At 68.2% G+C, this 26,811-nt stretch carries 31 protein-coding genes and 1 tRNA gene; 21 read left to right on the forward strand and 11 right to left on the reverse strand.

Annotation, left to right across the window (positions count from 1 at the left end):
* The 17 genes from AB0P11_RS03990 to AB0P11_RS04070 all read left to right on the forward strand — a co-directional run.
* Nucleotides 1-2,046, forward strand: a 2,046-nt coding sequence (locus AB0P11_RS03990) for a hypothetical protein (RefSeq protein ID WP_363519969.1), incomplete at its 5' end; no start/stop codon positions are given.
* On the forward strand, nt 2,046-3,083 hold the full coding sequence (locus AB0P11_RS03995) for an HAD-IIA family hydrolase (protein ID WP_072591490.1): 1,038 nt from the start codon (nt 2,046-2,048) through the stop codon (nt 3,081-3,083). The genes AB0P11_RS03990 and AB0P11_RS03995, both read left to right, overlap by 1 nt.
* Nucleotides 3,084-3,146: 63 nt before the next feature.
* Nucleotides 3,147-3,323: a hypothetical protein gene (locus AB0P11_RS04000; RefSeq protein ID WP_171821925.1), complete on the forward strand. Its 177-nt coding sequence runs from the start codon at nt 3,147-3,149 to the stop codon at nt 3,321-3,323.
* Nucleotides 3,320-4,117: a TlyA family RNA methyltransferase gene (locus AB0P11_RS04005; protein ID WP_053096856.1), complete on the forward strand. Its 798-nt coding sequence runs from the start codon at nt 3,320-3,322 to the stop codon at nt 4,115-4,117. The genes AB0P11_RS04000 and AB0P11_RS04005 overlap by 4 nt, the downstream gene beginning before the upstream one ends.
* Nucleotides 4,114-5,028: an NAD kinase gene (locus AB0P11_RS04010; RefSeq protein WP_053096854.1), complete on the forward strand. Its 915-nt coding sequence runs from the start codon at nt 4,114-4,116 to the stop codon at nt 5,026-5,028. Before AB0P11_RS04005 ends, AB0P11_RS04010 begins: the two co-directional genes overlap by 4 nt.
* Nucleotides 5,025-6,716 carry a DNA repair protein RecN gene (recN, locus tag AB0P11_RS04015; RefSeq protein WP_056279129.1) on the forward strand — a complete coding sequence of 564 codons (1,692 nt, stop codon included), beginning with the start codon at nt 5,025-5,027 and terminating at the stop codon, nt 6,714-6,716. The genes AB0P11_RS04010 and recN overlap by 4 nt, the downstream gene beginning before the upstream one ends.
* Before the next feature lie 17 nt (nt 6,717-6,733).
* Nucleotides 6,734-8,452 (forward strand): CTP synthase, encoded by a 1,719-nt coding sequence (locus AB0P11_RS04020; RefSeq protein ID WP_053096852.1) that lies wholly within the window; start codon nt 6,734-6,736, stop codon nt 8,450-8,452.
* A 14-nt stretch (nt 8,453-8,466) separates the two neighbouring features.
* On the forward strand, nt 8,467-9,045 hold the full coding sequence (locus AB0P11_RS04025) for an NUDIX hydrolase (protein ID WP_053099170.1): 579 nt from the start codon (nt 8,467-8,469) through the stop codon (nt 9,043-9,045).
* Between the two features lie 2 nt (nt 9,046-9,047).
* The gene (xerD, locus tag AB0P11_RS04030) at nt 9,048-9,950 is read left to right on the forward strand and encodes a site-specific tyrosine recombinase XerD (protein WP_363519977.1); all 903 of its coding nucleotides are present in this window, start codon (nt 9,048-9,050) and stop codon (nt 9,948-9,950) included.
* Nucleotides 9,951-10,106: 156 nt separating this feature from the next.
* On the forward strand, nt 10,107-10,940 hold the full coding sequence (locus AB0P11_RS04035; RefSeq protein ID WP_053099169.1) for a ParA family protein: 834 nt from the start codon (nt 10,107-10,109) through the stop codon (nt 10,938-10,940).
* A 58-nt stretch (nt 10,941-10,998) separates the two neighbouring features.
* Nucleotides 10,999-11,817 carry a ScpA family protein gene (locus AB0P11_RS04040; RefSeq protein ID WP_056279127.1) on the forward strand — a complete coding sequence of 273 codons (819 nt, stop codon included), beginning with the start codon at nt 10,999-11,001 and terminating at the stop codon, nt 11,815-11,817.
* Nucleotides 11,807-12,421, forward strand: coding sequence for an SMC-Scp complex subunit ScpB (gene scpB, locus AB0P11_RS04045; protein ID WP_056278994.1), 615 nt, complete (start codon nt 11,807-11,809; stop codon nt 12,419-12,421). Before AB0P11_RS04040 ends, scpB begins: the two co-directional genes overlap by 11 nt.
* A gap of 76 nt (nt 12,422-12,497) precedes the next feature.
* Nucleotides 12,498-13,286, forward strand: a complete 789-nt coding sequence (locus tag AB0P11_RS04050) for a pseudouridine synthase (protein WP_056278993.1) — start codon at nt 12,498-12,500, stop codon at nt 13,284-13,286.
* Nucleotides 13,283-14,428, forward strand: a complete 1,146-nt coding sequence (locus tag AB0P11_RS04055) for a prephenate dehydrogenase (protein ID WP_082297845.1) — start codon at nt 13,283-13,285, stop codon at nt 14,426-14,428. The genes AB0P11_RS04050 and AB0P11_RS04055 overlap by 4 nt, the downstream gene beginning before the upstream one ends.
* Nucleotides 14,421-15,095, forward strand: a complete 675-nt coding sequence (cmk, locus tag AB0P11_RS04060; RefSeq protein WP_056278992.1) for a (d)CMP kinase — start codon at nt 14,421-14,423, stop codon at nt 15,093-15,095. The genes AB0P11_RS04055 and cmk overlap by 8 nt, the downstream gene beginning before the upstream one ends.
* Nucleotides 15,088-16,608: a ribosome biogenesis GTPase Der gene (gene der, locus AB0P11_RS04065; RefSeq protein WP_053096842.1), complete on the forward strand. Its 1,521-nt coding sequence runs from the start codon at nt 15,088-15,090 to the stop codon at nt 16,606-16,608. The genes cmk and der overlap by 8 nt, the downstream gene beginning before the upstream one ends.
* A gap of 108 nt (nt 16,609-16,716) precedes the next feature.
* Nucleotides 16,717-17,655 carry an NUDIX hydrolase gene (locus AB0P11_RS04070; protein WP_285363371.1) on the forward strand — a complete coding sequence of 313 codons (939 nt, stop codon included), beginning with the start codon at nt 16,717-16,719 and terminating at the stop codon, nt 17,653-17,655.
* A gap of 199 nt (nt 17,656-17,854) precedes the next feature.
* Here AB0P11_RS04070 and AB0P11_RS04075 read toward each other — a convergent pair whose 3' ends face one another.
* From AB0P11_RS04075 to AB0P11_RS04100, 6 genes are read right to left on the reverse strand one after another with little or no spacing between them, the layout of a single operon-like run.
* Nucleotides 17,855-19,309 (reverse strand): HNH endonuclease signature motif containing protein, encoded by a 1,455-nt coding sequence (locus AB0P11_RS04075; protein ID WP_187249857.1) that lies wholly within the window; start codon nt 19,307-19,309, stop codon nt 17,855-17,857.
* A 38-nt stretch (nt 19,310-19,347) separates the two neighbouring features.
* Nucleotides 19,348-19,734, reverse strand: coding sequence for an RNA-binding S4 domain-containing protein (locus tag AB0P11_RS04080; RefSeq protein WP_363519985.1), 387 nt, complete (start codon nt 19,732-19,734; stop codon nt 19,348-19,350).
* Complete coding sequence (locus tag AB0P11_RS04085) at nt 19,734-20,402, reverse strand: lysoplasmalogenase (RefSeq protein ID WP_187249855.1); 669 nt, start codon at nt 20,400-20,402, stop codon at nt 19,734-19,736. The genes AB0P11_RS04080 and AB0P11_RS04085 overlap by 1 nt, the downstream gene beginning before the upstream one ends.
* Before the next feature lie 40 nt (nt 20,403-20,442).
* Nucleotides 20,443-20,898, reverse strand: coding sequence for a hypothetical protein (locus AB0P11_RS04090; protein ID WP_056278988.1), 456 nt, complete (start codon nt 20,896-20,898; stop codon nt 20,443-20,445).
* A gap of 20 nt (nt 20,899-20,918) precedes the next feature.
* A complete protein-coding gene (locus tag AB0P11_RS04095; protein ID WP_053096832.1) occupies nt 20,919-21,116 on the reverse strand; it encodes a hypothetical protein in 198 nt (65 codons plus the stop codon).
* Nucleotides 21,113-21,697, reverse strand: a complete 585-nt coding sequence (locus AB0P11_RS04100) for a GNAT family N-acetyltransferase (protein WP_053096830.1) — start codon at nt 21,695-21,697, stop codon at nt 21,113-21,115. The genes AB0P11_RS04095 and AB0P11_RS04100 overlap by 4 nt, the downstream gene beginning before the upstream one ends.
* 118 nt (nt 21,698-21,815) lie before the next feature.
* Here AB0P11_RS04100 and AB0P11_RS04105 point away from each other — a divergent pair.
* From AB0P11_RS04105 to AB0P11_RS04115, 3 genes are all read left to right on the forward strand, one after another.
* Nucleotides 21,816-21,889 (forward strand) — tRNA-Pro (locus AB0P11_RS04105).
* A 277-nt stretch (nt 21,890-22,166) separates the two neighbouring features.
* Nucleotides 22,167-22,460, forward strand: a complete 294-nt coding sequence (locus AB0P11_RS04110; RefSeq protein WP_363519990.1) for a hypothetical protein — start codon at nt 22,167-22,169, stop codon at nt 22,458-22,460.
* Nucleotides 22,438-22,653, forward strand: a complete 216-nt coding sequence (locus AB0P11_RS04115) for a hypothetical protein (RefSeq protein WP_363519993.1) — start codon at nt 22,438-22,440, stop codon at nt 22,651-22,653. Before AB0P11_RS04110 ends, AB0P11_RS04115 begins: the two co-directional genes overlap by 23 nt.
* Before the next feature lie 42 nt (nt 22,654-22,695).
* On the opposite strand, the gene AB0P11_RS04120 is transcribed toward AB0P11_RS04115, so the two are convergent.
* Nucleotides 22,696-22,842, reverse strand: a complete 147-nt coding sequence (locus AB0P11_RS04120) for a hypothetical protein (RefSeq protein WP_363519996.1) — start codon at nt 22,840-22,842, stop codon at nt 22,696-22,698.
* 611 nt (nt 22,843-23,453) lie between these two features.
* Here AB0P11_RS04120 and AB0P11_RS04125 point away from each other — a divergent pair.
* Nucleotides 23,454-23,621, forward strand: coding sequence for a hypothetical protein (locus tag AB0P11_RS04125; protein ID WP_171821924.1), 168 nt, complete (start codon nt 23,454-23,456; stop codon nt 23,619-23,621).
* 80 nt (nt 23,622-23,701) lie between these two features.
* Here the strand turns inward: AB0P11_RS04125 and AB0P11_RS04130 are convergent, their stop codons facing one another.
* The 4 genes from AB0P11_RS04130 to AB0P11_RS04145 form a co-directional block, all read right to left on the reverse strand.
* On the reverse strand, nt 23,702-23,977 hold the full coding sequence (locus AB0P11_RS04130) for a hypothetical protein (RefSeq protein ID WP_363519999.1): 276 nt from the start codon (nt 23,975-23,977) through the stop codon (nt 23,702-23,704).
* Between the two features lie 55 nt (nt 23,978-24,032).
* Nucleotides 24,033-24,317, reverse strand: a complete 285-nt coding sequence (locus AB0P11_RS04135) for a hypothetical protein (RefSeq protein ID WP_230100701.1) — start codon at nt 24,315-24,317, stop codon at nt 24,033-24,035.
* Nucleotides 24,318-24,508: 191 nt separating this feature from the next.
* Nucleotides 24,509-26,098: an amidohydrolase gene (locus AB0P11_RS04140; RefSeq protein WP_363520003.1), complete on the reverse strand. Its 1,590-nt coding sequence runs from the start codon at nt 26,096-26,098 to the stop codon at nt 24,509-24,511.
* Entirely contained in the window at nt 26,095-26,790 is a 696-nt protein-coding gene (locus AB0P11_RS04145) for a hypothetical protein (RefSeq protein ID WP_363520006.1), read from the reverse strand. Before AB0P11_RS04145 ends, AB0P11_RS04140 begins: the two co-directional genes overlap by 4 nt.
* Nucleotides 26,791-26,811 lie beyond the last annotated feature (21 nt).

Genomic DNA, 26,811 nt, shown 5'->3' on the forward strand with positions numbered 1-26,811 from the left:
GATGGTGGCGCTTCTCGTTCGGGCGGCTACAACCGCGACAACCGTGATGGTGGCGCTCCCCGTTCGGGCGGCTATAACCGCGATGGTGGTGCCCCCCGTTCTGGTGGGTACAACCGCGATAACCGTGATGGTGGCGCTTCTCGTTCGGGCGGCTACAACCGCGACAACCGTGATGGTGGCGCTCCCCGTTCGGGCGGCTATAACCGCGATGGTGGTGCCCCGCGCACTGGCGGTTTCAACCGCGATGGTGGTGCCCCGCGCACTGGCGGTTTCAACCGCGATGGTGGTGCTCCGCGCACTGGCGGTTACAACCGCGACGGTGGGGCTCCCCGTTCGGGTGGGTACAACCGTGACAGCCGTGATGGTGGTGCTCCGCGTTCTGGTGGGTACAACCGCGACAATCGCGATGGTGGTGCTCCTCGCACTGGTGGGTACAACCGTGACAGCCGTGACGGTGGTGCTCCTCGCACTGGTGGGTACAACCGTGACAGCCGTGACGGTGGCGCTCCGCGTTCGGGCGGTTACAACCGTGACAGCCGTGACGGTGGCGCTCCTCGTACGGGCGGTTACAACCGTGACAGCCGTGACGGTGGCGCACCTCGTACCGGTGGCTACAACCGTGAAGGTGGCGCACCTCGTACCGGTGGCTACAACCGTGACGGTGGTGCTCCCCGTACCGGTGGGTACAACCGCGACAACCGTGATGGTGGCGCTCCGCGTTCGGGCCGTTACAACCGTGACAGTCGCGACGGTGGCGCACCTCGTACCGGTGGCTACAACCGTGAAGGTGGCGCTCCCCGTACCGGTGGGTACAACCGTGACAGTCGCGACGGTGGCGCCCCCCGTACCGGCGGCTACAACCGCGACAACCGTGACGGTGGCGCACCGCGCTCGGGCGGCTACAACCGTGACAGCCGTGACGGTGGTGCTCCCCGCACTGGTGGGTACAACCGCGATGACCGCGCGCCGCGGCAGGACCGCGACTCGTCGCGCTCGTACCCGCAGCGTGGGGGAGTGGACCGTGAGCGTCCGGTGCAGGCATCGGGCGATCGTCCTCGCTTCAACGACCCGCACATCCCCGATGACGTCACGGCCCGTGACCTACACACGTCGGCGCGCAATGAGCTGAAGACCCTGAGCAAGGAGAACGCCGACCTCGTCGCTCGTCACCTCGCGATGGCGTCGCGTCTCATCGACGAGGATCCCGCTCTCGCTCATGAGCACGCTCTCGCAGCATCCCGCCGTGCCGGCCGCATCGCGATCGTCCGCGAGACCCTCGGGATCACCGCCTATGCGACCGAGGACTTCGCTCTTGCGCTGCGTGAGCTGCGCACGTACCGCCGCATCTCCGGCAAGGACGATCAGATCGCCCTGATGGTCGACAGCGAGCGGGGCATCGGCCGCCCCGACCGTGCGCTCGAGACCGGTCGCGCTGTCGACCGGACCGCTCTGACCACGCCCGTCCGTGTCTCGCTGGCGATCGCCATGTCGGGTGCACGTCTGGATCAGGGCGACCTCGAACTCGCGCTCGGCGAACTCGAGATCCCTGAGCTCGACCCCGACCGCGCATTCGAGTGGAGCCCCGCGCTCTTCGCTGCGCGCGCCGCCGTGCTCGAGGACCTGGGGCGCACCGACGAGGCAGAGTTCTGGGCGCATCGCGCCGAGGTCGCTGCGGAAGCGCTGGGCGTCGACGAAGCCGGTGATGAGGAGATCATCATCGAAGACGGTCTCATCGAAGGTGACTTCGATGACGACCATGCTGAAGACGGCCGGTCCGATTCTGAGTCCGACGATTCTGAGTCCGACGACTCGGAGTCCGACGATTCCGGGTCAGACGATTCTGAGTCCGAACTGGAGCCCGCCGAGTCCGACGAGACCATCGCGGCTGCAGGTGCTGAAGAGGCGGACACCGAGTCCGATATCGAGCCGGAACCGTCGATCGACGATGAGGTACGTGAGCTTCTCGGCGAGGACGAGGACGAGGACGGCGACCTCGCCGACATCGACGCGAAGCGCACAGCATCCGAGCCCTCTGAGGAGGCGTAGTGGGGCTGTTCTCCAAGAAGCCCGCACTGCGCACGCCGCTCGACGGCGTCGACGCCGTGCTCGCTGACCTGGATGGCGTCGTCTATGCGGGCCCTGGCGCGCTGCCCTACGCGGTGGAGAGCCTCAACGCGGCCGGTGAGACCGCGAGACTCGGTTACATCACGAACAACGCGTCGCGCACCGACGCGTCGGTCGCCGAGCACCTCAGCAGCCTGGGTCTCGACGTCGCCCCGGCTGATGTCATCACCAGCCCGCAGGCCGCCATGCGGCTGCTCGCCGGGATCGTGCCCCCTCCGGCGACGTTGCTGATCGTCGGGGGAGCCGGGCTCGTGGACGAGGCCGAGAAGGCCGGTTACACGGTGACTCGCAGTGCTGAGGATGCTCCGGATGCGGTCGTGCAGGGCTTCGCCCCTGAGGTCGCCTGGACGGACCTCGCAGAAGCGGCATTCGCCCTGAAGCTCCCCGAAGATGAGGGCGGCATCCCGTGGATCGCCACCAACACCGACTGGACGATCCCGCGCGAACGCGGCGTCGCCCCGGGCAACGGGACGCTCGTGTCCGCCGTGCACACGGCGATCGGCCGGCTCGCGACAGTGGCAGGCAAACCGGAGACTCCGATCTTCGAGGAGGCCACGTCGCGCTTCGGCGCGACGAAGCCGCTGTTCATTGGCGACCGTCTCGACACCGACATTCTCGGGGCGGTCAGGGCGGGTATCGACTCCGCGCTGGTGCTCACGGGCATCGACCGGCCGAAGCATGTGCTCGCGGCACCGGAAGGATCCCGTCCGACGTACATCCTGAGTGATCTGCGGGAACTGCACCAGCCGTACCCGGAGCTCACGTCCAAGGACGGCGTCTATTCGGTCAACGGCGCGTCTGTCCGCGTCAGCGGTGCGGATGTCGAGATCATCGCCGAGGGCGAGGCGCAGATCGATCTGCTGCGCGCCGGGGCAGCCGCGATCTGGGCTTCCGGGACACCGGTGTTCGTGCTTCGCGTCCCTGAGCGCCTCTACGACGACCCCTTCCACCGGCCCTGACGGGCAGCCGGGCCCTCGCCGTGGCTCCGCCGACGTGTCGGCCCTGCCGCGTACAGTAGAAGCGTGAGCGAAGAGACGACGAACGCACCGACCGATGGTCTGTGGAGTCGCCTGCGCCTGATCGAGGGGCAGCCTCTCGCTGCCAGAGCAGACGCGTACTCCGGGCTGCATGACGAGCTGTCCCGCCGCCTCGACAGCGGCGCGAGACTCGATCAGCGCGATGCGCCGGGCGCCCGATGACGCGACTCGACGCTGCCCTCGCCGCGCGAGGACTCGCCCGCTCACGCACCCACGCCGCAACCCTGATCGCCGACGGTCTGGTGAGCGTCGACGGCCGACCGGTCGTGAAGGCGTCGACGCCTGTCAGCGATGAGGCCGAGATCTCCGTCGCGGGTGCCGACCACTATGTCGGTCGCGGCGCGCACAAGCTGGTCGCCGCGCTCGACGGCTTCGGCATCTCTGCCGAAGGGCGCCTGGCGCTCGACATGGGCGCCTCCACCGGTGGCTTCACCCAGGTGCTGCGTGAGCGCGGAGCGCGCCGTGTGCTGGCCGTCGACGTCGGACACGATCAGATGGCCGCTGCCGTGGCATCCGATCCCGGTGTGGTGCGCGTCGAGGGGTACAACGTCCGATACATGACCCCAGAGAACCTGAGGGACGTGACCGGGGAGGACGCAGCCCCCGACCTCATCGTGGGCGACCTCTCGTTCATCTCGCTCGAGCATGTCCTGCCGGCCGTCGCGAGCGTGGCAGCGGCGGGATCCGACATCGTGCTGCTGGTCAAACCCCAGTTCGAGGTCGGTCGAACGGCCGTGCGCGGGGGACTGGTGACAGATCCCGCCACGCGCGCCGACGCCGTCGCGCGGACGGCCTGGAGCGCTTGGGACGCGGGGCTCGGCATGCTCGGCATCCTGTCCTCCCCGATTCTCGGGACCCACGGGAACACGGAATACCTTCTGCACCTCGCACCGGGCCGCGGCAGTGATCCGTCAGAATGGTCGGACCGCATCAACGAACTGACAGGGAGACGATGAACGAGCGCAACATCCTGGTCGTCGCCCATGCCGGCAGGGAAGACACGGTCGAAGCGGCCCTCCGCGTGGTCGATGCGCTGCGTGGCGCGGGGGCGCGCCCCGTGCTCGCCGCCGACGACAGCCTCGACCTGCGTGCCGTCGATGCCCGCTTCGCGGATGTCGACGTGCTCGGCGAGACGGTGCAGCAGGAGCAGCTCGAGCTCGCGATCGTCCTGGGCGGCGACGGCACGATCCTGCGAGCCGCCGAGCTGGTGCGCGGCTGCGCGGCTCCCGTGCTCGGGATCAACATGGGCCACGTCGGATTCCTCGCGGAGATCGACCGCGATGACATGGATGCCGCCATGCGCCGCGTCATCGACCGCGACTACGAGGTCGAAGAGCGTCTCGCGCTGTCGGTCCGGGTCAAGGACGTCGACGGCGAGGTGGTCTACGAGACGTTCGCCCTCAACGAGGCGACGGTCGAGAAGGCGAGTCGGGAGCGCATGATCGAGGTCGTGCTCGAGATCGACGGACGCCCCCTCTCGAGCTTCGGATGCGACGGAATGGTCGTGTCCACTCCGACCGGGTCCACGGCCTACAACTTCTCCGCGGGCGGTCCGGTCATCTGGCCGAGCGTCGAAGCCATCGCGGTGGTGCCGCTCTCGGCGCACGCGCTCTTCGCCAAGCCGCTGGTGGTCAGCCCCGATGCCGCCGTGGCCATCGAGATGCTCGAAGGCACGTCCGGCGCCGGCATCCTCTGGTGCGACGGGCGACGGTCCCACGACCTGCCGCCGGGGGCCCGAGTCGTCGTGCGGCGATCATCGCGCCCCGTGCGCCTCGCGCGTCTGCACCCGACCGCTTTCACCGATCGTCTGGTGCGCAAGTTCCAGTTGCCGGTCGCGGGATGGCGCGGGCAGGGGGCAGCCTCATGATCGAGGAGATGCGGATGCAGGGACTCGGCGTGATCGCCGACGCCGTGCTGCCTCTCGGGCCCGGATTCACCGCGATCACAGGTGAGACCGGTGCCGGCAAGACGATGGTCGTGACCGGCCTCGGCCTTCTGCTCGGTCAGCGCGCCGATTCCGGAGCGGTGCGTGCCGGTGCCACTCAGGCCTCGGTCGCGGGCGTGTGGATCGTCCCCGAGACCGGCGACGTCGCGGACATCGTGGCAGACGCCGGGGGCGAGCTGGAACCCGCCGGTTCCGGTGCCGCAGAGCTGTACGTCTCACGCACGCTGAGCGCCGAGGGACGCAGCCGTGCGAGCGTCGGAGGACGCGCGGCGCCGGCGGGTGTGCTGTCGGCCCTGGCCGAGGAGCTGGTCGTCGTGCACGGTCAGTCCGAGCAGCTCAGGCTGCGCTCTGCCGCTGCGCAGCGCGATGCGCTCGATCGCTTCGGAGGAGCGCCGATCGCCCGGGCGCTCGACGCCTACGCATCGTCGTTCACCCGGTGGCGCGAGCTGGATTCCGAGATCGCGGACATCACCGAGAACCGTGATCGCCGAGCCGACGAGGCCTCCCGGCTTCGGGAGGCACTTGCTCTCATCGAGGCTGCCGCCCCGGAACCGGGCGAGGACGTCGAGCTGTCGGCACGGGCCGAGCGCCTGGCGAACGCCGAGGAGCTGCGCCTCGCGGCCTCGCTCGCCCACGGCGCGCTCTCGAACGAAGAGGGCGAGCCCGACGCATCCGCGTTGATCGCCGAGGCGCGTCGCGCGCTCGAACGGGTCTCCGACGCCGCGCTCACCGAGATATCCGCAGGCCTCGCCGACATCGGCTACCGGATCGCTGACATCGCCGGACAGCTCTCCGCCTACCTCGCGGATCTCGACGAATCGGGACCGCACGAGCTCGCGGCGGTCGAAGAGCGGCGCGCGGCTTTGAGCACGCTCATCCGTGCGCACGGTTCGCTGGACGAGGCTCTCGAGCTGTGGCAGACCGGATCGACCCGGCTCGCCGAACTCGAAGACGACGGCGAGCGGCTCGCACGCCTCGAGGCCGAACGGGACGCCGCTCGTGCAGAGCTGGATTCCCGGGCCGAGGCACTGACCGCGGAGCGCACCGCAGCCGCAGCACGACTGGGCGTCGCCGTGAGCGATGAGCTGCACGAGCTCGCCATGCCGGACGCGACTCTCGAGGTCGCGGTCACGCCCGGGGCGGAGAGCGCTCACGGCCGCGACGACGTCGCCATCCTGCTCGCGCCCCACCCCGGTGCCGAACCCCGCTCCGTCTCGAAGGGGGCATCCGGCGGCGAGCTGTCGCGCGTGATGCTCGCCATCGAGGTCGTGATCGCCGGCACCGACCCCGTGCCGACCTTCGTCTTCGACGAGGTCGATGCCGGGATCGGCGGTGCGGCGGCGATCGAGGTCGGCCGACGACTCGCCCGACTCGCAGAGAAGTCGCAGGTGATCGCCGTGACTCATCTGGCTCAGGTCGCCGCGTTCGCCAACAACCACCTCTCCGTCGTGAAATCCCACGACGGAGCAGTCACCGCATCGAGTGTCCGCCGTCTCGAAGGCCAGGAGCGCGAGGCCGAGATGGCCCGACTGCTGTCCGGATTGACCGATTCGGATGCCGCGATCACCCACGCCCGAGAACTTCTCAGCCTCGGCGCCCTCACCTCCTGATAGGATCGAAGCCCGTGATGAACTCTTCTTCTGCGGGGCCCAAGAACGACACGACCAAGCACATCTTTGTGACGGGTGGTGTCGTTTCGTCTTTGGGTAAGGGGCTCACTGCCGCAAGCCTCGGCAACCTTCTCACCGCACGCGGACTCCGCGTCGTGATGCAGAAGCTCGACCCGTATCTCAACGTCGATCCGGGCACGATGAACCCGTTCCAGCACGGTGAGGTCTTCGTCACGGATGACGGTGCCGAGACCGACCTCGACATCGGCCACTACGAGCGCTTCCTCGACATCAACCTGTCGCAGGCGGCGAACGTCACGACCGGTCAGATCTACTCGCAGGTCATCGCCCGCGAGCGTCGCGGCGAGTACCTCGGCGACACCGTGCAGGTCATCCCGCACATCACCGATGAGATCAAGCGCCGCATGCGTCTGCAGGCGACCGAGGATCCTCGCCCCGACGTGATCATCACCGAGGTCGGCGGAACGGTCGGCGACATCGAGTCGCAGCCGTTCCTCGAGGCCGCTCGTCAGCTGCGTCACGAGCTCGGACGCGACAGCGTGTTCTTCGTGCACGTCTCGCTGGTTCCGTTCATGGGCGCATCCGGTGAGCAGAAGACGAAGCCGACCCAGCACTCGGTGGCGGCCCTCCGTCAGGTCGGCATCCAGCCCGATGCCCTCGTGCTCCGCAGCGACCGGCCTGTGAGCGAGAGCAACCGCAACAAGATCGCACTCATGTGCGACGTCGACGCCGAGGGCGTCATCAACACGGTCGATCTGCCGAGCATCTACGACATCCCCTCGACGCTCAACGACCAGGGGCTCGACTCGTACATCGTGCGCCGCCTCGGACTCGACCAGAAGGCTGCCGACGAGGTGGACTGGTCGCGCTGGAGCAAGGTCCTCCACGCCGTGCACAACCCGAAGCACGAGGTCACCATCGGCCTGGTCGGCAAGTACATCGACCTGCCGGACGCCTACCTCTCGGTGACCGAAGCGCTGAAGGCCGGCGGTTTCGCACAGGAGACCAAGGTCAACATCCGCTGGATCCCGTCGGACCGCTGCGAGACCCCCGAGGGCGCCCGCGAGCAGCTCGCCGCACTCGACGGCATCTGCGTTCCCGGTGGCTTCGGCATCCGTGGGATCGAGGGCAAGCTCGGTGCGCTGAAGTTCGCGCGCGAGCAGGGAATTCCGACCCTCGGCCTCTGCCTCGGCCTCCAGTGCATGGTCATCGAATACGCCCGTGATGTCGCCGGCATCGAGGGCGCGTCGTCGAGCGAGTTCGACCCCGAGACGACCGAGCCGGTCATCGCCACGATGGCGGAGCAGATCGAGATCCTCGACGGTGGAGACCTGGGTGGCACGATGCGGCTCGGCCTCTACAAGGCGGCGCTGGCGGAGGGCTCCCTGGCGAGCGAGCTGTACGGCGGCCCCGAGGCGTCGGAGCGTCACCGCCACCGCTACGAGGTCAACAACGCCTACCGTGCGCGTCTCTCCGAGGCCGGTCTGGTCTTCTCGGGTCTCAACCCCGAGCTCGACCTGGTCGAGTACGTCGAGCTCCCGCGGGACGTCCACCCGTACTACATCGCCACCCAGGCGCACCCGGAGCTCCGCTCGCGCCCGACCGACCCGCACCCGCTGTTCCGTGGCCTGGTCGGGGCTGCGATCGAGCGTCACCGCTCGAGCGAGCTCTTCGACGTCGAGGCCGATGCCGAGTTCGGCGAAGCAGTCGCCTGAGCGTGGCGAAGCCCATGTCTGAGTTCGATGAGCTGAGAGACGAGCCCTTCCAGCCGGAGGTTCTGCAGAGCGACCTCGTCTACGAGGGTGCCGTCTGGAATGTGCGCGACGACCGTGTGCGTTACGGCGACGGGGAGATCCGCCGTCAGTATGTCGCGCACACCGGCGCCGTAGCGATCCTCGCGCTCGATGACCAGGGTCGCGTACTGCTGATCCAGCAGTACCGGCACCCGATCCGTCACCGCGACTGGGAGCTGCCGGCAGGTCTGCTCGACATGCCGGGGGAGGAGCCCCTCGCGGCAGCTCAGCGCGAGCTGGCGGAGGAGGCCGATCTCGTCGCCGCGCACTGGGAGCCGCTCGTATCGTCGTGGACGACCCCGGGTGGCAACGACGAGGTCATCCACGTCTTCCTCGCGAGTGGTGTGTCGACGGCGAACGAAGCGCACGCGCGCGTGGACGAAGAGGCTGACATCCGCGTGGAGTGGGTGCCGCTCGATGCCGCGGTCGCCGCGGTGCTCGATGGGCGGATGCGCAACGGCATCCTCAGCATCGGCGTCCTCGCGGCCGCCCAGAGGCTGCGCGACCGGAGCTGAGCATGCAGCTCGACCGAGCGTTGGACACGTATCTGCGCCACGTCACGATCGAGCGCGGCCTCAGCGAGCACACCATCTCGGCGTATCGACGCGACCTCGACACGTATCTGGAGTGGCTCGTGTCCGAGGGGGTGACGGACACCGCTGAGATCAGCGCTGCGGTCGTCGGACGCTTCATCGCCGATCGCTCCGGGGCCGATCCGGCTCCTGCGGCGACGAGCCTCGCCCGTCTGCAGTCGTCGGTGCGCGGATGGCACCGGTTCCTGGCGCGTGAAGGGATCGAACCGGATGACCCGAGCGGCCGTCTCCGTCCGCCCAAGGCCCCGCGGCGTCTGCCGAAGGCCCTGACGATCGACCAGGTCGAGAGCCTCCTCGGCGCCCCCAGCGCGGAGGACTCTCTGGGCATCCGTGACCGGGCCCTGCTCGAGCTGCTCTACGCGACCGGCGCTCGTGTGTCGGAGGCCGTCGGGCTCGACGTCGACGACCTCGCTCATGGCGATGTCCTGCGCCTCCGCGGCAAGGGGTCGAAGGAACGTATCGTGCCGATCGGCTCGTTCGCCCGCGCAGCGGTGGACGCGTACCTCACCCGGGTCCGTCCCGGGCTCGCAGTGAAGGGTCGGGCGTCGGCGCGGCTGTTCCTCGGCGCGCGCGGTGCGCCCCTGTCGCGCCAGAGCGCCTGGCTGGTCATCCGCGCGGCCGCGGAGAACGCGCACATCACCGCCGAGGTCTCACCGCACACGCTGCGGCACTCGTTCGCCACGCACCTGCTGCAGGGCGGCGCAGACGTGCGCGTCGTGCAGGAGCTGCTCGGACACGCCTCGGTCGCGACGACCCAGATCTACACGCACGTGTCTGTCGACACGCTGCGCGACATCTACGCGACGTCGCACCCTCGCGCCCGGTGAGCCGAGCTGCGGCCAAAACGCGGGATCGCCGCGGGCGAGGCGTGGAACCCTCCGGGCGATCGGTAGACTCGATCAAGCACGAAACGAGCAGGAGAATCGGTGGCTGAGAACGCGGCGAAGTCCAGGGCGAAGACGTCGAAGACCGACGACACCCCCATGGGACCCACCGGGCGTCCCTATCACGGCTTCGCGACCCCTGCTCCGCTCGCCTCGCATGGTCCCGCCCGCATCATCGCCCTCTGCAATCAGAAGGGCGGCGTCGGCAAGACGACGACCTCGATCAACCTCGCTGCGGCTCTCGCCGAATATGGCCGGAAGGTCCTCGCGGTCGACTTCGACCCGCAGGGCGCACTGTCGGCAGGTCTCGGCATTCAGACGCACGATGTGCCCACGATCTACGATCTGCTGCTCGACACCAAGCGCGACGCACATGATGCGATCGTGCACTCGGGTGTGGAGGGCCTCGACGTCATGCCGGCGAACATCGACCTGTCGGCCGCTGAGGTGCACCTCGTGAACGAGGTCGCCCGCGAGACGATCCTCGCCCGTGTCCTCCGCCAGGTCGCGGGGGAGTACGACGTCATCCTCATCGACTGCCAGCCCTCGCTCGGTCTGCTGACGGTCAACGCGCTGACCGCCGCTCACGGCGTCATCATCCCGCTCGAGTGCGAGTTCTTCGCGCTTCGCGGTGTGGCGCTGCTGATCGAGACGATCGACAAGGTGCGCGACCGGCTGAACCCGTCGATCACCATGGACGGCCTCCTCGCCACCATGTACGACCCGCGCACCCTGCACTCGCGTGAGGTTCTCGAGCGTGTGGTCGAGGCGTTCGGGGACGACGTCCTGGAGACCGTGATCGGTCGAACCGTCAAGTTCCCCGATGCATCGGTGTCCGGTGTGCCGATCACCGAGTTCGCTCCGGAGCACGCTGCCGCGCAGGCGTACCTGCGACTGGCGCGGGAGCTGGTCGCCCGTGGCGCTGTCGCCTGAGCTCGAGCCGCCAGACACCCCGGCTCAGTCCGTCTCGCCCGTTCAGTCCGTCGCGGACATCGGCTCAGACATCGCTGACACCGCACCGCCGGCGGATGCCGGGTTCCGCGTCTCACTGTCGAACTTCGACGGCCCGTTCGACCTTCTGCTGAACCTCATCTCGAAGCACGAGATGGACATCACCGAGGTGTCGCTGAGCGCCGTCACGAACGAGTTCATCGCATACCTCAAGGAGCTCGACGACGACGAGGAGCTCGATCAGGCGTCCGAGTTCCTGGTGGTCGCAGCGACGCTGCTCGACATGAAGGTGGCGGGACTGCTGCCTCAGGGCGAGCTGGTGGATGCCGAAGCCGTCGCTCTCCTCGAAGCACGTGACCTCCTCTTCGCGCGACTCCTGCAGTACCGCGCCTTCAAAGAGGTCTCGGCGTGGTTCGCCCGATGCCTGCAGCGCGAGGACCGTCGGCACGTGCGTGCTGTCCGGCTGGATGAGAAGCACAGGCGAAAGACCCCCGAGCTCGTGTGGTCGCTCAGCGCGGATGACTTCGCCGCGCTCGCGCTCCTCGCGTTCGCGCCGAAGGAGATCCCGCATGTCGGCCTCGATCACCTGCACGCTCCGCTCGTCAGCATCCGCGAACAGGCCGCGATCGTGGTCACTCTGCTGCGCGCGGCGGAGTCCGTGAGCTTCCGCGAGCTGGTCGCAGGTGTGAGCGAGCCCGGGATCGTGGTCGCGCGGTTCATCTCCGTGCTGGAGCTCTACCGGCACGCCGCACTCTCCTTCGAGCAACTGGAACCGCTCGGCGAGCTCACGCTGCGCTGGGCAGCCGACTCCTGGTCGGACGAGACACTGGCATCCCTGGGAGCCGACTATGACCGATGACACCGTTGACGCAGCGACCGGAGCCGTGACCGAGCCGGCCGTGCGTGACACGCCCCTCTCCGAGCGCATCGAGGCGATCCTGCTGATCATCGACGAGCCGATCGGACTCGTCGCTCTCGCCGCTGCCGTCGGATCACCGGTCGCGGCCGTCCGACAGACGATCGAGACGCTGGTCGACGATTACGACGGCAAGGGTCACGGACCGCGACGGGGTTTCGAGCTGCGTGAGGTCGGCGGGGGGTGGCGCCTGTACGTCCGGGAGGATCACGACGACGTCGTCGCGGAGTTCGTCGGGGGACAAGCGCCGGCGCGACTCTCGCAGGCGGCGCTCGAGACGCTCGCGGTGATCGCCTACAAGCAGCCCGTCACGCGCAGCCAGGTGGCGTCGATCCGCGCGGTGAACGTCGACTCCGTCGTGCGGACGCTCCTCGCACGAGGTCTCATCACCGAGCTGTTCGCGGACTCCGAGACCGGCGCCATCAACTACGGCACGACCGACGCTCTGCTGCAGCACCTGGGCATCAACTCGCTCGACGAGCTGCCCCCCATCTCTCCTCTGCTCGACGACGGCGCGGACGGCTTCGACGAAGGGACCATCCGATGATCTCGGTCGTCCTGACGGCAGCGACCGGCCGCGACGGCGCGACGCGCAGAATCAGTTTCAACGAAGGGACCATCCGATGAGCGGCTTCGAGACACCAGAGGGCATCCGCCTGCAGAAGGTGCTGTCGGCGGCGGGCGTGGCCTCGCGACGCGTGATCGAGCAGTACATCGTCGAAGGGCGCATCCGTGTCAACGGCGTGACCGTCACCGAGCTCGGCCGTCGCGTCGACCCCGAGACCGATCTCATCGATGTGGACGGCACCGCTGTTCAGCTCGATGTGTCGAAGCGCTATGTGATGCTGAACAAGCCCACCGGGGTCGTCAGCAGCATGCGGGACGAGAACGATCGCCCGGATCTGCGCCGGTTCACCGAGGACTACGAGGAGCGGCTCTACAACGTCGGGCGGCTCGACGCGGAGACCAGCGGGCTGCTCGTGCTGACCAACGACGGAGACCTCGCTCACGTGCTCGCTCACCCGTCGTTCGGGGTGACCAAGGTCTACATCGCCAAGGTCGAAGGCGAAGTGACCGCGCAGACGATCTCGAAGCTCACCCGGGGCATCGAGCTCGACGACGGTCCGATCGCGGCAGACAAGGCGAGGCTGCTCGACACCTCTCGCGGGTCGAGTCTCGTCGAGCTGACACTGCACTCCGGGCGCAATCGCATCGTCCGACGGATGCTGGCAGCGGTCGGCCACCCGGTGACCGAACTCGTGCGCCGCCAGTTCGGCCCGCTGCACCTGGGAACCCTCCCGGTTGGGAAGACGCGCGAACTGACTAAAATCGAACTCGGCGCACTCTTGACTCTGTCGCGCCGTGATTCCGGTGTCGCCGAGGCGCCAGGCGAGCAACAGGAGAACGAGTGACCGATACGACGAGTGCGCCCACGGGGGCTCGGAGTTCTGTCGCGCCACGAATCGCGGCCAGACTCTCGGGAACCGTTCGCGTCGTCGGCGCCGGGCTGCTCGGCGCGAGCATCGGACATGCCCTTCGTGCGAAGGGTGTCGACGTGGTGCTCGCCGACACCTCGCCCGCCCAGCTGCGTCTCGCGATCGACTACGGGGCGGGCCGCTCGGCCGCCGAGGACGATTCGCCGGTGCTGATCGTGGTCGCCGTGCCGCCGGATGTCACCGCGGATGTCATCGAGTCGGAGCTGAGTCGTTTCCCTCACGCTGTCGTCACCGACGTGGCGAGTGTCAAGCTCGAGCCCCTGCACAGCCTGCAGCACCGTGGCGTCGACCTCACCCGCTACATCGGCTCGCACCCCCTCGCCGGACGCGAGCGCGGCGGAGCGATCTCTGCGCGCGCCGACCTCTTCGTGGGCCGCCCCTGGGTGGTGTGCCGGGATGCCGACACGACCGCCACCGATCTCGCGCTCGTCGAAGCGCTCGCCCTCGATGTCGGAGCGATGCCGCTCGAGATGACTCCCGAGGAGCACGACCGCTCGGTCGCTCTCACCTCCCACGTTCCTCAGGTCGTCGCGAGCCTGCTCGCCGGCCGTCTCGCCACCGCCGACGAGGGTGCGCTGCGCCTCTCCGGCCAGGGCGTCCGCGACACGACGCGTATCGCGGCATCCGCACCCGAACTCTGGGTGCAGATCCTCGGAGCGAACGCCGGGCCCGTGGTCGAGATCCTCGACGCTCTGGCATCCGATCTCCGCGAAGTGTCGGACGCTCTGCGCGCGCCCGAGGCCCCCGGGGCTCGGCGTGTGGTCGCCGAGACGATCCGGCAGGGCAACGACGGCGTCGAACGTCTTCCCGGAAAGCATGGGCAGAACCAGCGATTCGAGTCCCTGGTCGTGATGGTCGACGACACCGCCGGCCAACTCGGTCGACTGTTCGGCGAACTCGGAGAGCTCGGCGTCAACGTCGAGGACCTCCGTCTCGAGCACTCGCCGGGCGCGCAGTTCGGCCTGGCCGAGATCAGCGTCGACCCTGCTGCGCTGCACGGGGCGATCACCGGACTTCAGGAACGCGGCTGGCGGATTGCAGGTACGACCAATGACTGATTTCATCGCGATCGACGGGCCCGCCGGCTCCGGCAAGTCCAGCGTGTCCAAGGCGGTCGCTCGGGCTCTGGGCTTCGGCTACCTCGACACCGGCTCCGCGTACCGCGCTCTCGCCTGGCATGTGCTGGATCGAGGCACCGACACGGCGGATGCCGCGGCGGTGCTCGACGCCGTCTCCGACTTCCCTGTGCGCCTCGGCCTCGACCCCGACGATCGCACCGTGCTCGTCGGAGAGGTCGACGTCACGGACGCGATCCGCGAACCATCGGTCTCGAGCGCGGTGAGCGGCGTCGCCCGTGTGCCCGAGGTGCGGGACCGGGTCAATCGTCTCTTCCGCACCCTCGTCGCCGAGGCGCCGTACCCGGCGGTCGTCGTCGAGGGGCGGGACATCACCACCGTGGTGGCTCCCGACGCCCCGGTGCGCATCCTCCTCACGGCTGCGCCCGAGGTGCGCGCCGCACGACGTGCCGGCGAGCTCGCCGGCGAGAACGCCGAGGCCGTCGCGGCCGCACTGCACAAGCGCGACGCATCAGACAGCGCCGTCGTCGACTTCCTGAACGCCGCAGACGGCGTCGAGGTCGTCGATTCGACGGAGCTCGATTTCACACAGACCATCGACGCCGTCCTCGCGGTGATCGAACGAATCCGAGGAGTACACCATGGCTGACGACGAATACGAAGGCGGCCCCGACCAGCTCGCCGAGAAGATGGAGTCGCTCGACGAGCAGCTCGCCGAGGCGCGCGCCGAGACCCTGCGCGCCGGCCTCGCCGACTACGACCTGGACGATGAAGATGCCGCCCTTCTCGCCGGCATCACGATGGGTGAGGACGGGATCCAGTTCTTCCCGGCCCTGCCGGTCGTCGCGATCGTCGGTCGACCGAACGTCGGCAAGTCGGCTCTCGTCAACCGCATCCTCGGCCGTCGTGAGGCAGTCGTCGAGGACACCCCCGGCGTGACCCGCGACCGCGTGACGTACAAGGCCGAGTGGGCCGACCGTCGCTTCTCGCTCGTCGACACGGGCGGCTGGGAGCCCGACGCCCGCGGCATCGACCGCTCGGTCGCCGCGCAGGCGGAGGTCGCGATCGACCTCGCCGACATCGTGCTGTTCGTCGTCGACGCCATGGTCGGCGCCACGTCGACCGATGAGCACGTCGTGAAGCTGCTGCGCAAGAGCGGCAAGCCGGTCTTCCTCGTCGCCAACAAGATCGACGACGCTCGTCAGGAGCCTGAGGCTGCGGCTCTCTGGAACCTCGGCCTCGGCGAGCCCTACCCGGTGTCGGCGATCCACGGTCGTGGCGTCGCCGATCTGCTCGACCAGCTGCTGAAGAAGCTGCCGGATGTCTCCGCGGTCGCGAAGGCCGAGATCGGCGGGCCGCGGCGCGTCGCGATCCTCGGTCGCCCGAACGTCGGCAAGTCCTCGCTGCTCAACAAGGCGGCCGGCGAAGAGCGCGTGGTCGTGAACGACCTCGCGGGAACCACCCGTGACCCGGTCGATGAGATTGTCGAGCTCGGTGGCAAGCTCTGGCGCCTCGTCGACACCGCCGGCATCCGCCGCCGGGTGCACATGGCGCAGGGTGCTGACTTCTACGCGTCGCTGCGCACGTCCGCTGCTCTCGAGAAGGCGGAGGTCGCGGTCGTCGTCCTCGATGTGTCCGAGACGATCAGCGAGCAGGACGTCCGCATCATCGATCTCGTGCTCGAGTCGGGCCGCTCTCTCGTGCTGGCATTCAACAAGTGGGATCGTCTGAACGATGACGACCTCGAGAACGCCGATCGACGTCGGTACCTCGAGCGTGAGATCGAGCAGGACCTGGCGCACGTCGCCTGGGCGCCCCGAGTGAACATCTCGGCCAAGACCGGTCGTCACCTCGACAAGCTCGTGCCGGCGCTCGAGACGGCGTTGGAGAACTGGGACCGTCGCATCCCGACGGGCAAGTTCAACGCCTTCCTCGCAGAGCTCGTCGCCGAGCACCCGCACCCGCTGCGTGGCGGAAAGCAGCCGCGCATCCTGTTCGGCACGCAGGCATCGACGCGTCCGCCGACGTTCGTGCTGTTCACGACGGGATTCCTCGACCCGGGCTACCGCCGCTTCATTCAGCGTCGTCTGCGCGAGCTCTACGAATTCGACGGAACTCCGATCGTCATCAACATGAGGGTCCGCGAGAAGCGCCAGCGCTGATCGCACCCGATTCGACAGCTGTGCCCGCGCGATTCCGCGCGGGCACAGCTGTTCCCGCGTATGACCCCGGCGGATGCCGACAGCCGGATGCTGTGACAGGCTGAAGGGGTGACTGTCGTACCTCCCGCCGCAGGTGAACCCCGCCGCCCAGATGGGCCGCGAAACCCGGGCGACGCCTGGGTGATCGCCCCCTCGGGGGAGAAGTACTGGGGGCGCTTCGGCGCGGCTGGACTGCTCGCCGTCGATCCGGAACGCGGGATCCTTCTTCAGCACCGGGTGTCCTGGTCGCACTTCGGTGGGACATGGGGGTTGCCTGGCGGCGCCATGCACGAGGGCGAGAGCGCGATCGTGGGCGCAGTGCGCGAGGCGCAGGAAGAGGCCGGGGTTCCGGATGCGGCCGTGCGACCCCGGTTCACCAGCGTGCTCGATCTGGACGTGTGGTCGTACACGACCGTCATCGCCGATGTGGTGCGTCCGTTCGACCCCGTGATCAGTGACCCCGAGAGCGTGGCTCTCGAGTGGGTGCCCGTCGATGAGGTGGACGCACGGCCGTTGCACCCCGGTTTCGGTAGCGCCTGGCCCGCTCTGCGCACCCTGCTCGATGTGCGCCTGTCGCTCGTCGTCGACGCCGCCAACGTGGTCGGCTCTGTGCCGAACGGATGGTGGAGAGATCGTGCCGGTGCGACGGCTCGTCTTGCCTCGCGCCTCGACGGACTCGCTGCGCCCGCGGCCGACCTCGGGGTCGGGGGAGCGACCTGGTTCCCGGAGATCGCTCTCGTCGTCGAAGGGCAGGCGCGCGGAATCGTGACTCCGTCGTCGGACGCCGATGCGGAGGTGCCCGAGCTGCTTCCCGCAGGTGGCGTCTCGATCGTCCGCGCCGAGGGGGCCGGAGACGACGCGATTGTGGCCGAGGTGGAACGTCGAACGCGTGCCGGGCAGCATGTCGTGGTCATCTCGAGCGACCGCGAGCTGCAGAACCGCGTCGACGCAGCGGGCGCGGCGCAAGTGCGCTCGGCGGGCTGGCTGTTGAGCGTGCTCCCGCAATAGTCGGGGCCGCTTTCGTCTCAGTGCGTGCTCCGCTCCGTCTCAGCGCGCGCTCCGCTTCGTCTTGGCTGTGCTGCCTCGCCCGACGGTGGCTGCGCTCAGCGTGAGGGGTGTTGCGCTCAGCCTGAGGGGTGTTGCGCTCAGCGTGACGCGTGCTGCGCTCAGCGTGAGGATGCTGCGCTCAGCGTGACGTGTGATGCGCTCAGACGAACATCACTCTTCGTCGCGGTGGGTCGACATACTCGCGGCCGAGCGGACTCGTCCACGTGAGCGACCCGTCAGAAGTCTGGCGCGCCGTCCACCGATGCCGCTCATGGATGTCCGGATGCTTGAGCGAGTGGTGCGTCGTGCAGAAGTGGCTGAGATTGTCGACGCGCGTGCGTCCACCACGGGCGTGGTCGTGGTTGTGGTCGATCTCGCAACGATGCACCGGCATCCTGCATCCGGGAAACCTGCAGTGCTGATCGCGCGCTCTGAGGAACCGCCGCATCTGCTCTGTCGGGGAGTAGGAGTCGGTCTCCGTGACCAGTCCCTGCGCGTCGAGGAACAGACGCGCCCACCCGGTGCGATGTCCTGCGAGTCCCCGCGCGACGTCGGGATCGAGCGGCCCGTGTCCGTCGAGTTCAGCGGGACGATCGTCCTCCCCGGCGAGAGTGCTTGCAGCGACGGTGACCTGGATACGGGCGGAGATGTTCTCCAGCCCTGTGCCTGTCGCTTCGCTCGGATCGGCAGTGAGGAGCAGGTCAGCCAGCACATCGGCGCGCATCTGGTCGAATGTGCGAGCGTCGCCGGAGAGGTGCTCGATGTCAGGGCTCGAGGGGTCGGCCATCGGGTCGATCAATCCGGCAAGCGGGTCGGTGACGAACGTGCCGTCGGCGGCGATCACCGCTGTGTCGAAGTAGGACTCGTATCGGGGATCATCGGGCGAGAGGTCGTCGAGGTAGAGCGAGCCCTCCGGTTCGTCCAGCGGCTCGAGGATAGGCTCCTGCTCGTTGCGGGTGCGAGTGATGTGCCGGGCCATCTGCGTGAGTCGATCGGAGATCGCCACCGCGACCCACTCGGGCAGGATCGCCGTGAGGGCAGCAAGCCCGTCGCCGACGGACTTGACGGTGACACACCGTTCCGCGGCCGCTCGGCGATGCTGCTCGACGACGGTCTCGCCGACGAGAGCTGCCGCCACCTGACGTGCATGGGTCTTCGTTCTCGGTGCCGTGTCGTTCTCAGCGACCACCAGAACAGCAGCCTCGTAGAGGCTCATCGTCTCGGCGTCCACCCGCCCATCGCGGATGGCGTCGTCGACGATCTCGCTCGCACGCACGATCTCACGGACATGACGCACGCTGATCGACCCGACAGAGAAGGCGGCCTGCACGGCCGGGAGCGTGCGCGTCAGAGTGCGTGCATCGGTGAAGGCGTACTCGACCGAACCTTTCGGGATGTGACCGGCCGCGGAGTACTCTGCGACCATCGAGCGGTAGATCGCCTCGCGATGGTGCGGGCTCTCCGAGACGTCGCTGTCGTGCATGCCGATCCGCTCGACCAGCAGCGCGTAGGACTCGGCCTCGAGCGCAGCGATCTGGCGGCGCGTGGCGACCCATTCGTCGAGCAGGCGGCAGCGCTCCTCGAGATCGAGGTCGAAGTCGGTACGCCGGGTCATAGGTCCACATTAGAACCTATGTTCGACAGCATCCAGGCTTAACTCTGGAATATGCCGTCATCCTCGTATCCTCGCCCGCGCAGCTTGTCGATGTCGCGACGCTCACGCTTCGTCGGTCGCCCCGCCCCCCGATCACGCAGTCCGAGAGCCGCCTGCGGTTCGCGCTCCGGTGTGCGGTCCTCATATGCCAGCGCAGCGAGAGGGGCACCGACGCGCTTGACGAGCAGCTGACGCACGATGAGAATCCGATCGAATCCGGCGATCCGGATGCGCAGTTCGTCGCCGACGCGGATGTGCTGAGCAGCCTTCACTTTGTCGCCGTTCACGCGCACATGCCCCGCACGGCATGCAGTGGTCGCGGCCGAGCGCGTCTTGTAGACGCGGATCGCCCAGAGCCAGCTGTCGACCCGTGCTGCATCCGCCATCAGATGTCTCGCTTTCTCAGTGCGATCAGGGTGCCGGCGATGATCAGACCCTGCCCGAGCGTGTAGGTGGCCATGATGGCGGGGCTGCTCCAGTCCGGCAGGGAACCGGGCAGGAAGAGCCGAAGAGCCAAGAGAGTGTCGCTGGCGAGGAAGAAGGCGCCGCCGATCGACACGAGCCCAGAGCATCGAGTGGCGGTGGCCGCTGTGCTCGCGAGGACGAGACCGTAGACAGCCACCGCGATCAGCAGCCCACCGGCGTGCGGACCGATGAACACCAGCATCGCCACCCACCACGCGGCGTAGACGAGCGCCCACCACGGCATCCGCCGCGCGGCGAGACGGCGGATGAAGAGCGCGATGTATGCCAGATGCGCGATGCCGAAGAACAGGAGCATCAGAGGCACTTCTGGCGCCGCGGGGAAGAACACCCCTGCGCTGTCGCCGAGCCACGAGAACAGGAGCGCCGCGATGGTCAACGCCAGCGCGGAGCGCTCCGCGGCGCGACCCACCGACACGAACACGGGCACGGCGAGCAAAGGCATGAGCAGGAGCTTCGTCGGCCCGGCTGCGGGGCTGCCCACGCTCAGCAGCGCCACGTGAGCCGCCGATGCCGCCGCATAGGGCAGAAAGGCCCAGAGAAGCGGGTCGGACGGACGGCGTCGCTGCATCTCACCATCGTAGGGCGGGATCGAACGCGCTCAGCCTCGCTCAGGATTCGACCGTCACCTGGGTGATCTGACCGTCGGCACCGAGGTGCACGGCGGGCCAGTAGCCCTCGGGGAAGTGCTGGCCGCAGGTGTCGATGAAATGGAGCACGACCGTGCCATCGGACGAGGCTTCGAGCGTCTCGAGGGTGAGGTCGGTCGCCGCGTCGTCGAGCTCGTGCTGCTCCGGGGCCGCATTGCTGAAGGCGGCGACGACCGCATCCGTCGCCAGTCGTCGTAGGACGCCGAGGGCGGCTATGGTCTGATGCACATGGGGGAGCAGTGCGGCAGCCTCACCGGCATCGGTGCCCTCGATCATGAGATCGAGAGGGGCGGCGGCGACGACCGTGCCGCCTGCATACCAGTCATGGGTCAGTACCGTTCCGTCGGACAGCTCGGTCGTGGCGCGCGTGAGGGTGCCCAGTTCGGGATCTTCGATGGTCGGGTTCTCGTCGCTCATGTCACCACGCTAGCGCTCGCTCACGGCCCGAGAGTCGAGCCGCGGGACTCGAGGTGCTCGCGCAGGATGCGAATGGCCTTCGGCCCGACTCCGTGGATGGCGAGCAGCGCCGTCTCGGACGCGCCGTCGAACTGGTCGAGACGGGTGAACCCGTGGAGCGCGAGCCCTCGTCGTGCGACCTTGCCCATGGACGCCGGTAGGTCCGTCTCTTCGTTCATGACGACAGATCCAGTGCGACCAGGGTTCGGCCGGGCTTCATCTCCGCGCGTTCTTCGAATCCCGCCGCCAGGAACGTGGCGAGCGTGCCGTGGAACAGATCGTTGGTGCGCTTCTTCTCGCCACGGGTGTCGACGGGGTACCCCTCGACCAGTCCGGCGCCGGAGCGTCGAGCGAGATCGACGGCGGCGCGCAGCAGCTCGAGGGTGATGCCCAAGCCGCGGTGTTCGCGACGGACCACGAAACATGTCACGGCCCATACGGACTCGTCATCGAAGGGCTCGGTTGATGCCGCCGCGATCATGCGCGTGCGCGGCACCCGCTGCTGCAGGGTTCGCGGACCGATCCTGATCCACCCCGCGGCCTCGCCGTCGATGTATGCGATCAGACCAGGTGGAGGGCCCGCCTGGATCTCATCGTGCAACATCTCTGTGCGTTGCGGCGTGGTGGTCTCATTCCACTCCTTGTTGCTCAGCATCGGCCAGATGCACTGGCAGCTGGCACCGTCGCCGCCGCCCGTCAGCGCATGCTGAACGTCATCCCATCGGGCGCTGGTCGCCACCTCGGTCGTGATCGTCACCATGGATGCGACCGTACGCCGGGGCTCCGACACCCCGCAACGCCCGGCGCTCACCCGGTTCGCGGAGTTCCGTCGAGTGGGGCTAAGATAGGGGAGTTGCCTGCGCGAGAGTGCAGAACAACGGGCTGTGGCGCAGCTTGGTAGCGCACTTGACTGGGGGTCAAGGGGTCGCAGGTTCAAATCCTGTCAGCCCGACCGAGAAAGGCCCGGAAACTCGCAAGAGTCTCCGGGCCTTCTGCATGTCCGGGACAGTCCGAGGGCAGCAGGCGTAAGGCCGTCACGCTGGGCGGCGTCGAGTGTGCCAGACACGCCCTCATCACGGAGGGTGGCGACGGCCTGCCGGGTCTGCGCTTGGCTTAGGCCCGGCGGGCCCTCGGTTGATCATCGAGACCGAAGCCGTCGATGGCGTGAGCGGCGGTGCTGACACGGAGGTACAGCACGGCGTTCATCGCGATTCCTGCATACTGAGCACATGAACATCGCTGACCCTCACGGGCCCATGAGTCCGTATGGCAAGGTCGGCTCGATCGTGAATGTCGTCATGTCCGCAGTATTCGGCGGGATCGCCGTCGTGGTGGGCATCGTTATCGGTGAGCCAATGCCGTTCGTCGGGGGGCTCGGCTTCTGGGCGATGTGTGCCTTCGCCTTCGTGCCGATCATGCGTCGCGCGATCAAGTACGAGCGCGAGACGAACGCGCGCCGCGCTGGCGCGATAGTCTCCCCGCATGAGGACATACCCAACCGTGGAGATCGCACTCTGGACTGAGGACGCGATCGTGCTCATGGACTGGCTGGAGACTGTCGACTTCGACGAAGTTCCGTCAGAGCACAAGGCAGTCAAGCAGGCGCTGACGGATCTCGCGTCGCGGCTGGAGGAAGTTGTCCCGTATGAGTTACCCATGACGCCCGAACGAGTCGCGACTGCGCAAGAGGCTGTCAGTCGGGGCATGGGCTGGTGACCAGAAGTGACGAATGTCGATGCGGGGGAGGCGGTCTCTCTTTCATCTGATGATTCCGGGCCCGCCGCCAATTCCGTAGAACTGGCGGTGATCGGAAGAATCGGCGTCGTCGGCCATGAACAGGAGACGCTCGATGCGGATGCCGAGTTCCCAGTGTCGGCGGACCCGGTCGATTTTGTCCGCACTCATTCGCGCTGCCGATTGTGGGGCTGGCTCTTCATGCCCAAAAGCCGGCGGCGTCAAGACTCCACGAGCGGGGAGGCGGCCACAGGCATTGGGGCGGGCAGTACGGTGCCCCGACCGGTTCTGGGGTACCTATCGGGACACCTAGCCGGCTTCGCTGGGGAACTCCACCGGCTCGGGGCCGCGTCTGTGTGGCCACGGCCAACGTAACCCCAATGCAGCGCTGTATCTAGTGGTTGCGGATGCGCCTCAGTCCGATCCTGTGAACGGCGGTCGGCGGATCTCCGTTCATGTGTGGCGGCATCGAGATGCCGAGGCCCAGTCGCGTTTCGTGCAGAAGAGCGTACGCCCGCACGCCGTCGTCCACCACGCCATGTGACGTGGCTCCTATCGGGCGTATCCTTCGCTCGAGAGCCTGCCCCGACCACGGTCTGGGGACCCCGGCGGGGCCGCTCCGGTCGAGGGACTCTTCCTTCACATGATCACTCGTGATCCGGAGAGAGAGTCCCTCCGCTGTGCGATCCGTCGTCCTTCCGTCCGATTCCTCCTCACGTCAACCCCCTCCTCGTGTGCGTGGTCGACCGCATACCGTCGCCTCAACCGACAGAGGAGATGCAATGAGCGATCTGCAGAACACGCACGGAACTCCCGGTGGCGACGAAGAGGCGGACACCGCCTCGGGCGGTGCGCCCGACGAGTCGTCGTCGAAGAGCACCGACGAGATCATCGAGGACGAGACCACCGACGAAGACGGTGCGCCCCTCGAGAACCCGTCCGGCGGCTGACCCCGACGACGTCCACACGGAGAAGACCCCCACCGGCGCTGAGTCCTTTGGGGGTCTTCGTCGTCGGCGGGTCGCTGCACCTAGGCCGTGCGCACCGTCAGCATGCGCCACCCCTCGGGCACCTTCGCCTCGAGCGACGACATGTCGTCGGCCTCGATCTCGCGCACGCCGTCGACACGGGTGAACGTGCCCGTCGCCTCCATCTTCGCTTCGCCCTTCAGCATCCGCACGGGCGCCGACGTCAGATAGAAGCCCGGCTTGCGGTGCTGTTCGAGCTCGACGAGCACCTCGGCCAGCGTCGTGCCGATGACATCTGCAGTGCTGGTCTCGATGGGACGAATCAGAGCGATGAGCATCAGGCCAGCCTATGGCGCGGCCCTTGGGATTCGACGTACCGCTCCGCGCAGCGCATCAACTGACCGTCGTCGCGAGCGGAGGAAGGTGCGGGATCGTGACCGGCGACGTCGATCGGCTCGGCGGGTTGTGGAACCGCTGCAGGTCGCTGAGCACCTCTTCCGCCGACATGTACGAGCTCGCCAGCGGAAGGTTGCGCAGCCAGAGCACATCGACCTCGACGGCGTCGACCTGATAGATGCAGGCGACAGTCTGGCGCGCATCGTGCGCCTCGTATCTGTGGTCGACGATCAGCCACTCGGTCTCCGTGACCCTTCGGAGCTCGAACCTCGGATCGGGCATCGCGGACATCTCAACACTCCAATCAGTCGTTGTCACCATCGGCTGACAGAGGGAGCGCTCCGCGCCCGGGCGGGAAGACACCACCGCCTGGTCGACGGGCGCCCTCTGCCCGCCAGAGTTCACCAGAATTATAAGAACTCACCGGTATATCGCTCGAGTGAGCCGCGAGGGGATGCGGCGGACAGCGCCCCTCAGCCTTCGTGCGCGGTCTTCCCGGCGATCACGGTCCGCAGGACTCGCGCTGTGAGCAGCGACGCGTTGCCCTCCGAGAACGGATCGACGTCGAGCACAGCGAAGTCTGCGACCTGGCCCACCGCGATCCGGCCCCGCCAGTCGCCATCGCCGATCGAGAGCGCAGCGTCACGAGTCGCATGCACGACCGCGCGTTCGAGGGGAAGAGCGAACTGCGGATGCACCGCCGGCACATCCGAGTCGAGAGCGGACGCCCGCGTTGTGGCGACGTACATGTTCGCGAGCGCCGCGTGCGGTGCGGTGGGGGCGTCGGTCGAGAAGGCGAGCAGTGCACCGGCATCCTCATACTCGGGCCACGCGAAGGCCCGATCCGCACGATCGTCGCCCAGCTGTGCTGCCCAGTTGGCGAAGATGGCGGGGTCGGCGTGCACCGGCTGCATGGAGGCCGTCACGCCGAGCCGTGCCATGCGCTCGGCCGTGCCGGGTGCCGCGTACTCGAGATGCTCGATCCGGTGGCGACGGGGGCGATCGCCATTGACGGTGATGGCGTGCTCGATGGCATCCAGCGCGAGGGTGCTCGCCTCGTCGCCGATGGCATGCAGCGCGACCTGCAGTCCGGCGGCATCCGCGGCCGCCACCACAGGGAGCAGCCGATCAGCGGGCCAGATCGGCGCGGCGTGGGAGCCATCCGCATATGGTGCGCGCATCGCCGCCGTGCACGCGTCGATCGTGCCGTCGAGCACGAGCTTGATCCCGATCACGCGAACGGTGCCGGAGTCGGCGACGGCACGCTCGGCCGCCTCGGCGACCTGAGCCAGGTTCTGGGCATCGTCACCCGTGTTGGCGACGAACCAGTGCGCGGCGATCCGCAACGGCAGCGCGCCACGTCGCTCCGCGCGCTCGAGCGCTTCGAGCGCGAGCGCGTCGAACGCCATGTCGACGGCGCCGGTCACACCGGCCGCGAGGTACGCCTCGACGACGCGCTGCACCGCCGCATCCCGCTGCTCGTCGGTGGTGGTGGCATCGCGGTGCGCCCACGCGAACTGCTGCGCGGCCGTCTCGTAGAGCATCCCGGTCGGCTCGCCGTCGGCATCCCTCTCGATCCGACCGCCGATCGGGTCAGGGGTGTCGCGGGTGATGCCGAGCTCGCCGAGCGCCGCGGAGTTCACCCAGCACGAGTGGTAGTCGTTCGCATCGAGGTAGACGGGGACGTCAGCGACGACGGCGTCGATCATCGCCGCCGTCGGCGCGCCGCCGGGGATCGCATCGAAGAGCCATCCGCGTCCGCGGACGACGCCGGCAGAGGTCTCGCGTGCCGCTGTCACTCTGCGCTGGATCTCGTCGAGCGACCCGGCATCGGTGAGACCGATCTGACCGAGCGCCTCGCCCATCATGAGCAGGTGCGTGTGCGCGTCGATGAAGCCGGGAAGGACGACCCGTCCCTCGAGATCGACCACCGAGTCCGAGGAAGGGGCGTCGGAGTCGGTCCCCACGAAGACGAACTCCGCGCCGTCGACGACGACCGCGTCGGCCCAGGCGGTGTCGTCGGCCGTGAAGAACCGGGCGTTGCGATACAGGGTGCGGGTCATCGGAGCGTCTCCTCGTGGGCGGCGGCACGCTCGAGGCGTGTCGAGAGCAGGGCGATCGCGCTTGCGGGCACGGCGAGAACGAAGCTGGCGATGCCCAGTGCGACGGCGAATCCCTCGAAGCCGAGCACGCCGACCAATGCCGCACCGATCACCGGTGTGAGTGCCGAGCCGACGAGGTAGACGGCCAGGAGGGGGCCCGACCAGCGGCCGTCGGCATCGAGGGCGGCCGAGGTCGAGACGAAGTACATGAAGGCGATCGCGTAGACGGTGTTCCACGCGATGAACACGATGATGAACGCGGTCGGATCTGAGGTGAACCCCTCGACGATCTTCAGGACGCCTCCGGCCACCAGCAGCACGGCGAGCGGCACTGCTCGCCCGAGTCGGGACCCGACGACCATGAGCAGCACAGAACCGATCAAGCCGCCCGCCGTCGCGCCGCTGAGCGCGAGGCCCAGGCCTTCAGGGGTCAGCCCGGTCTGCTCAGCACCCATGATGCCTGCCATGGCCCAGAGCGAGTCCTCACTCGCCGCCCACAGAGCGAACACGACGAGAAGGCCGAAACCGGCGATGGTGACGGTACGCGAGCGCGCGGGGGAGAGCCGCACCGTGCCCGTCGGCGGCACATCGATCGGCATCGCCTCGGCGACCGCGGCGCCGGCCTGTGGGTCGAGCGCAGGCGCCGCGGGCAACCAGGCGCGCTGTCGAGGGCC

This window comes from Microbacterium sp. NPDC079176, from assembly GCF_040686675.1.
Taxonomy (GTDB): domain Bacteria; phylum Actinomycetota; class Actinomycetes; order Actinomycetales; family Microbacteriaceae; genus Microbacterium.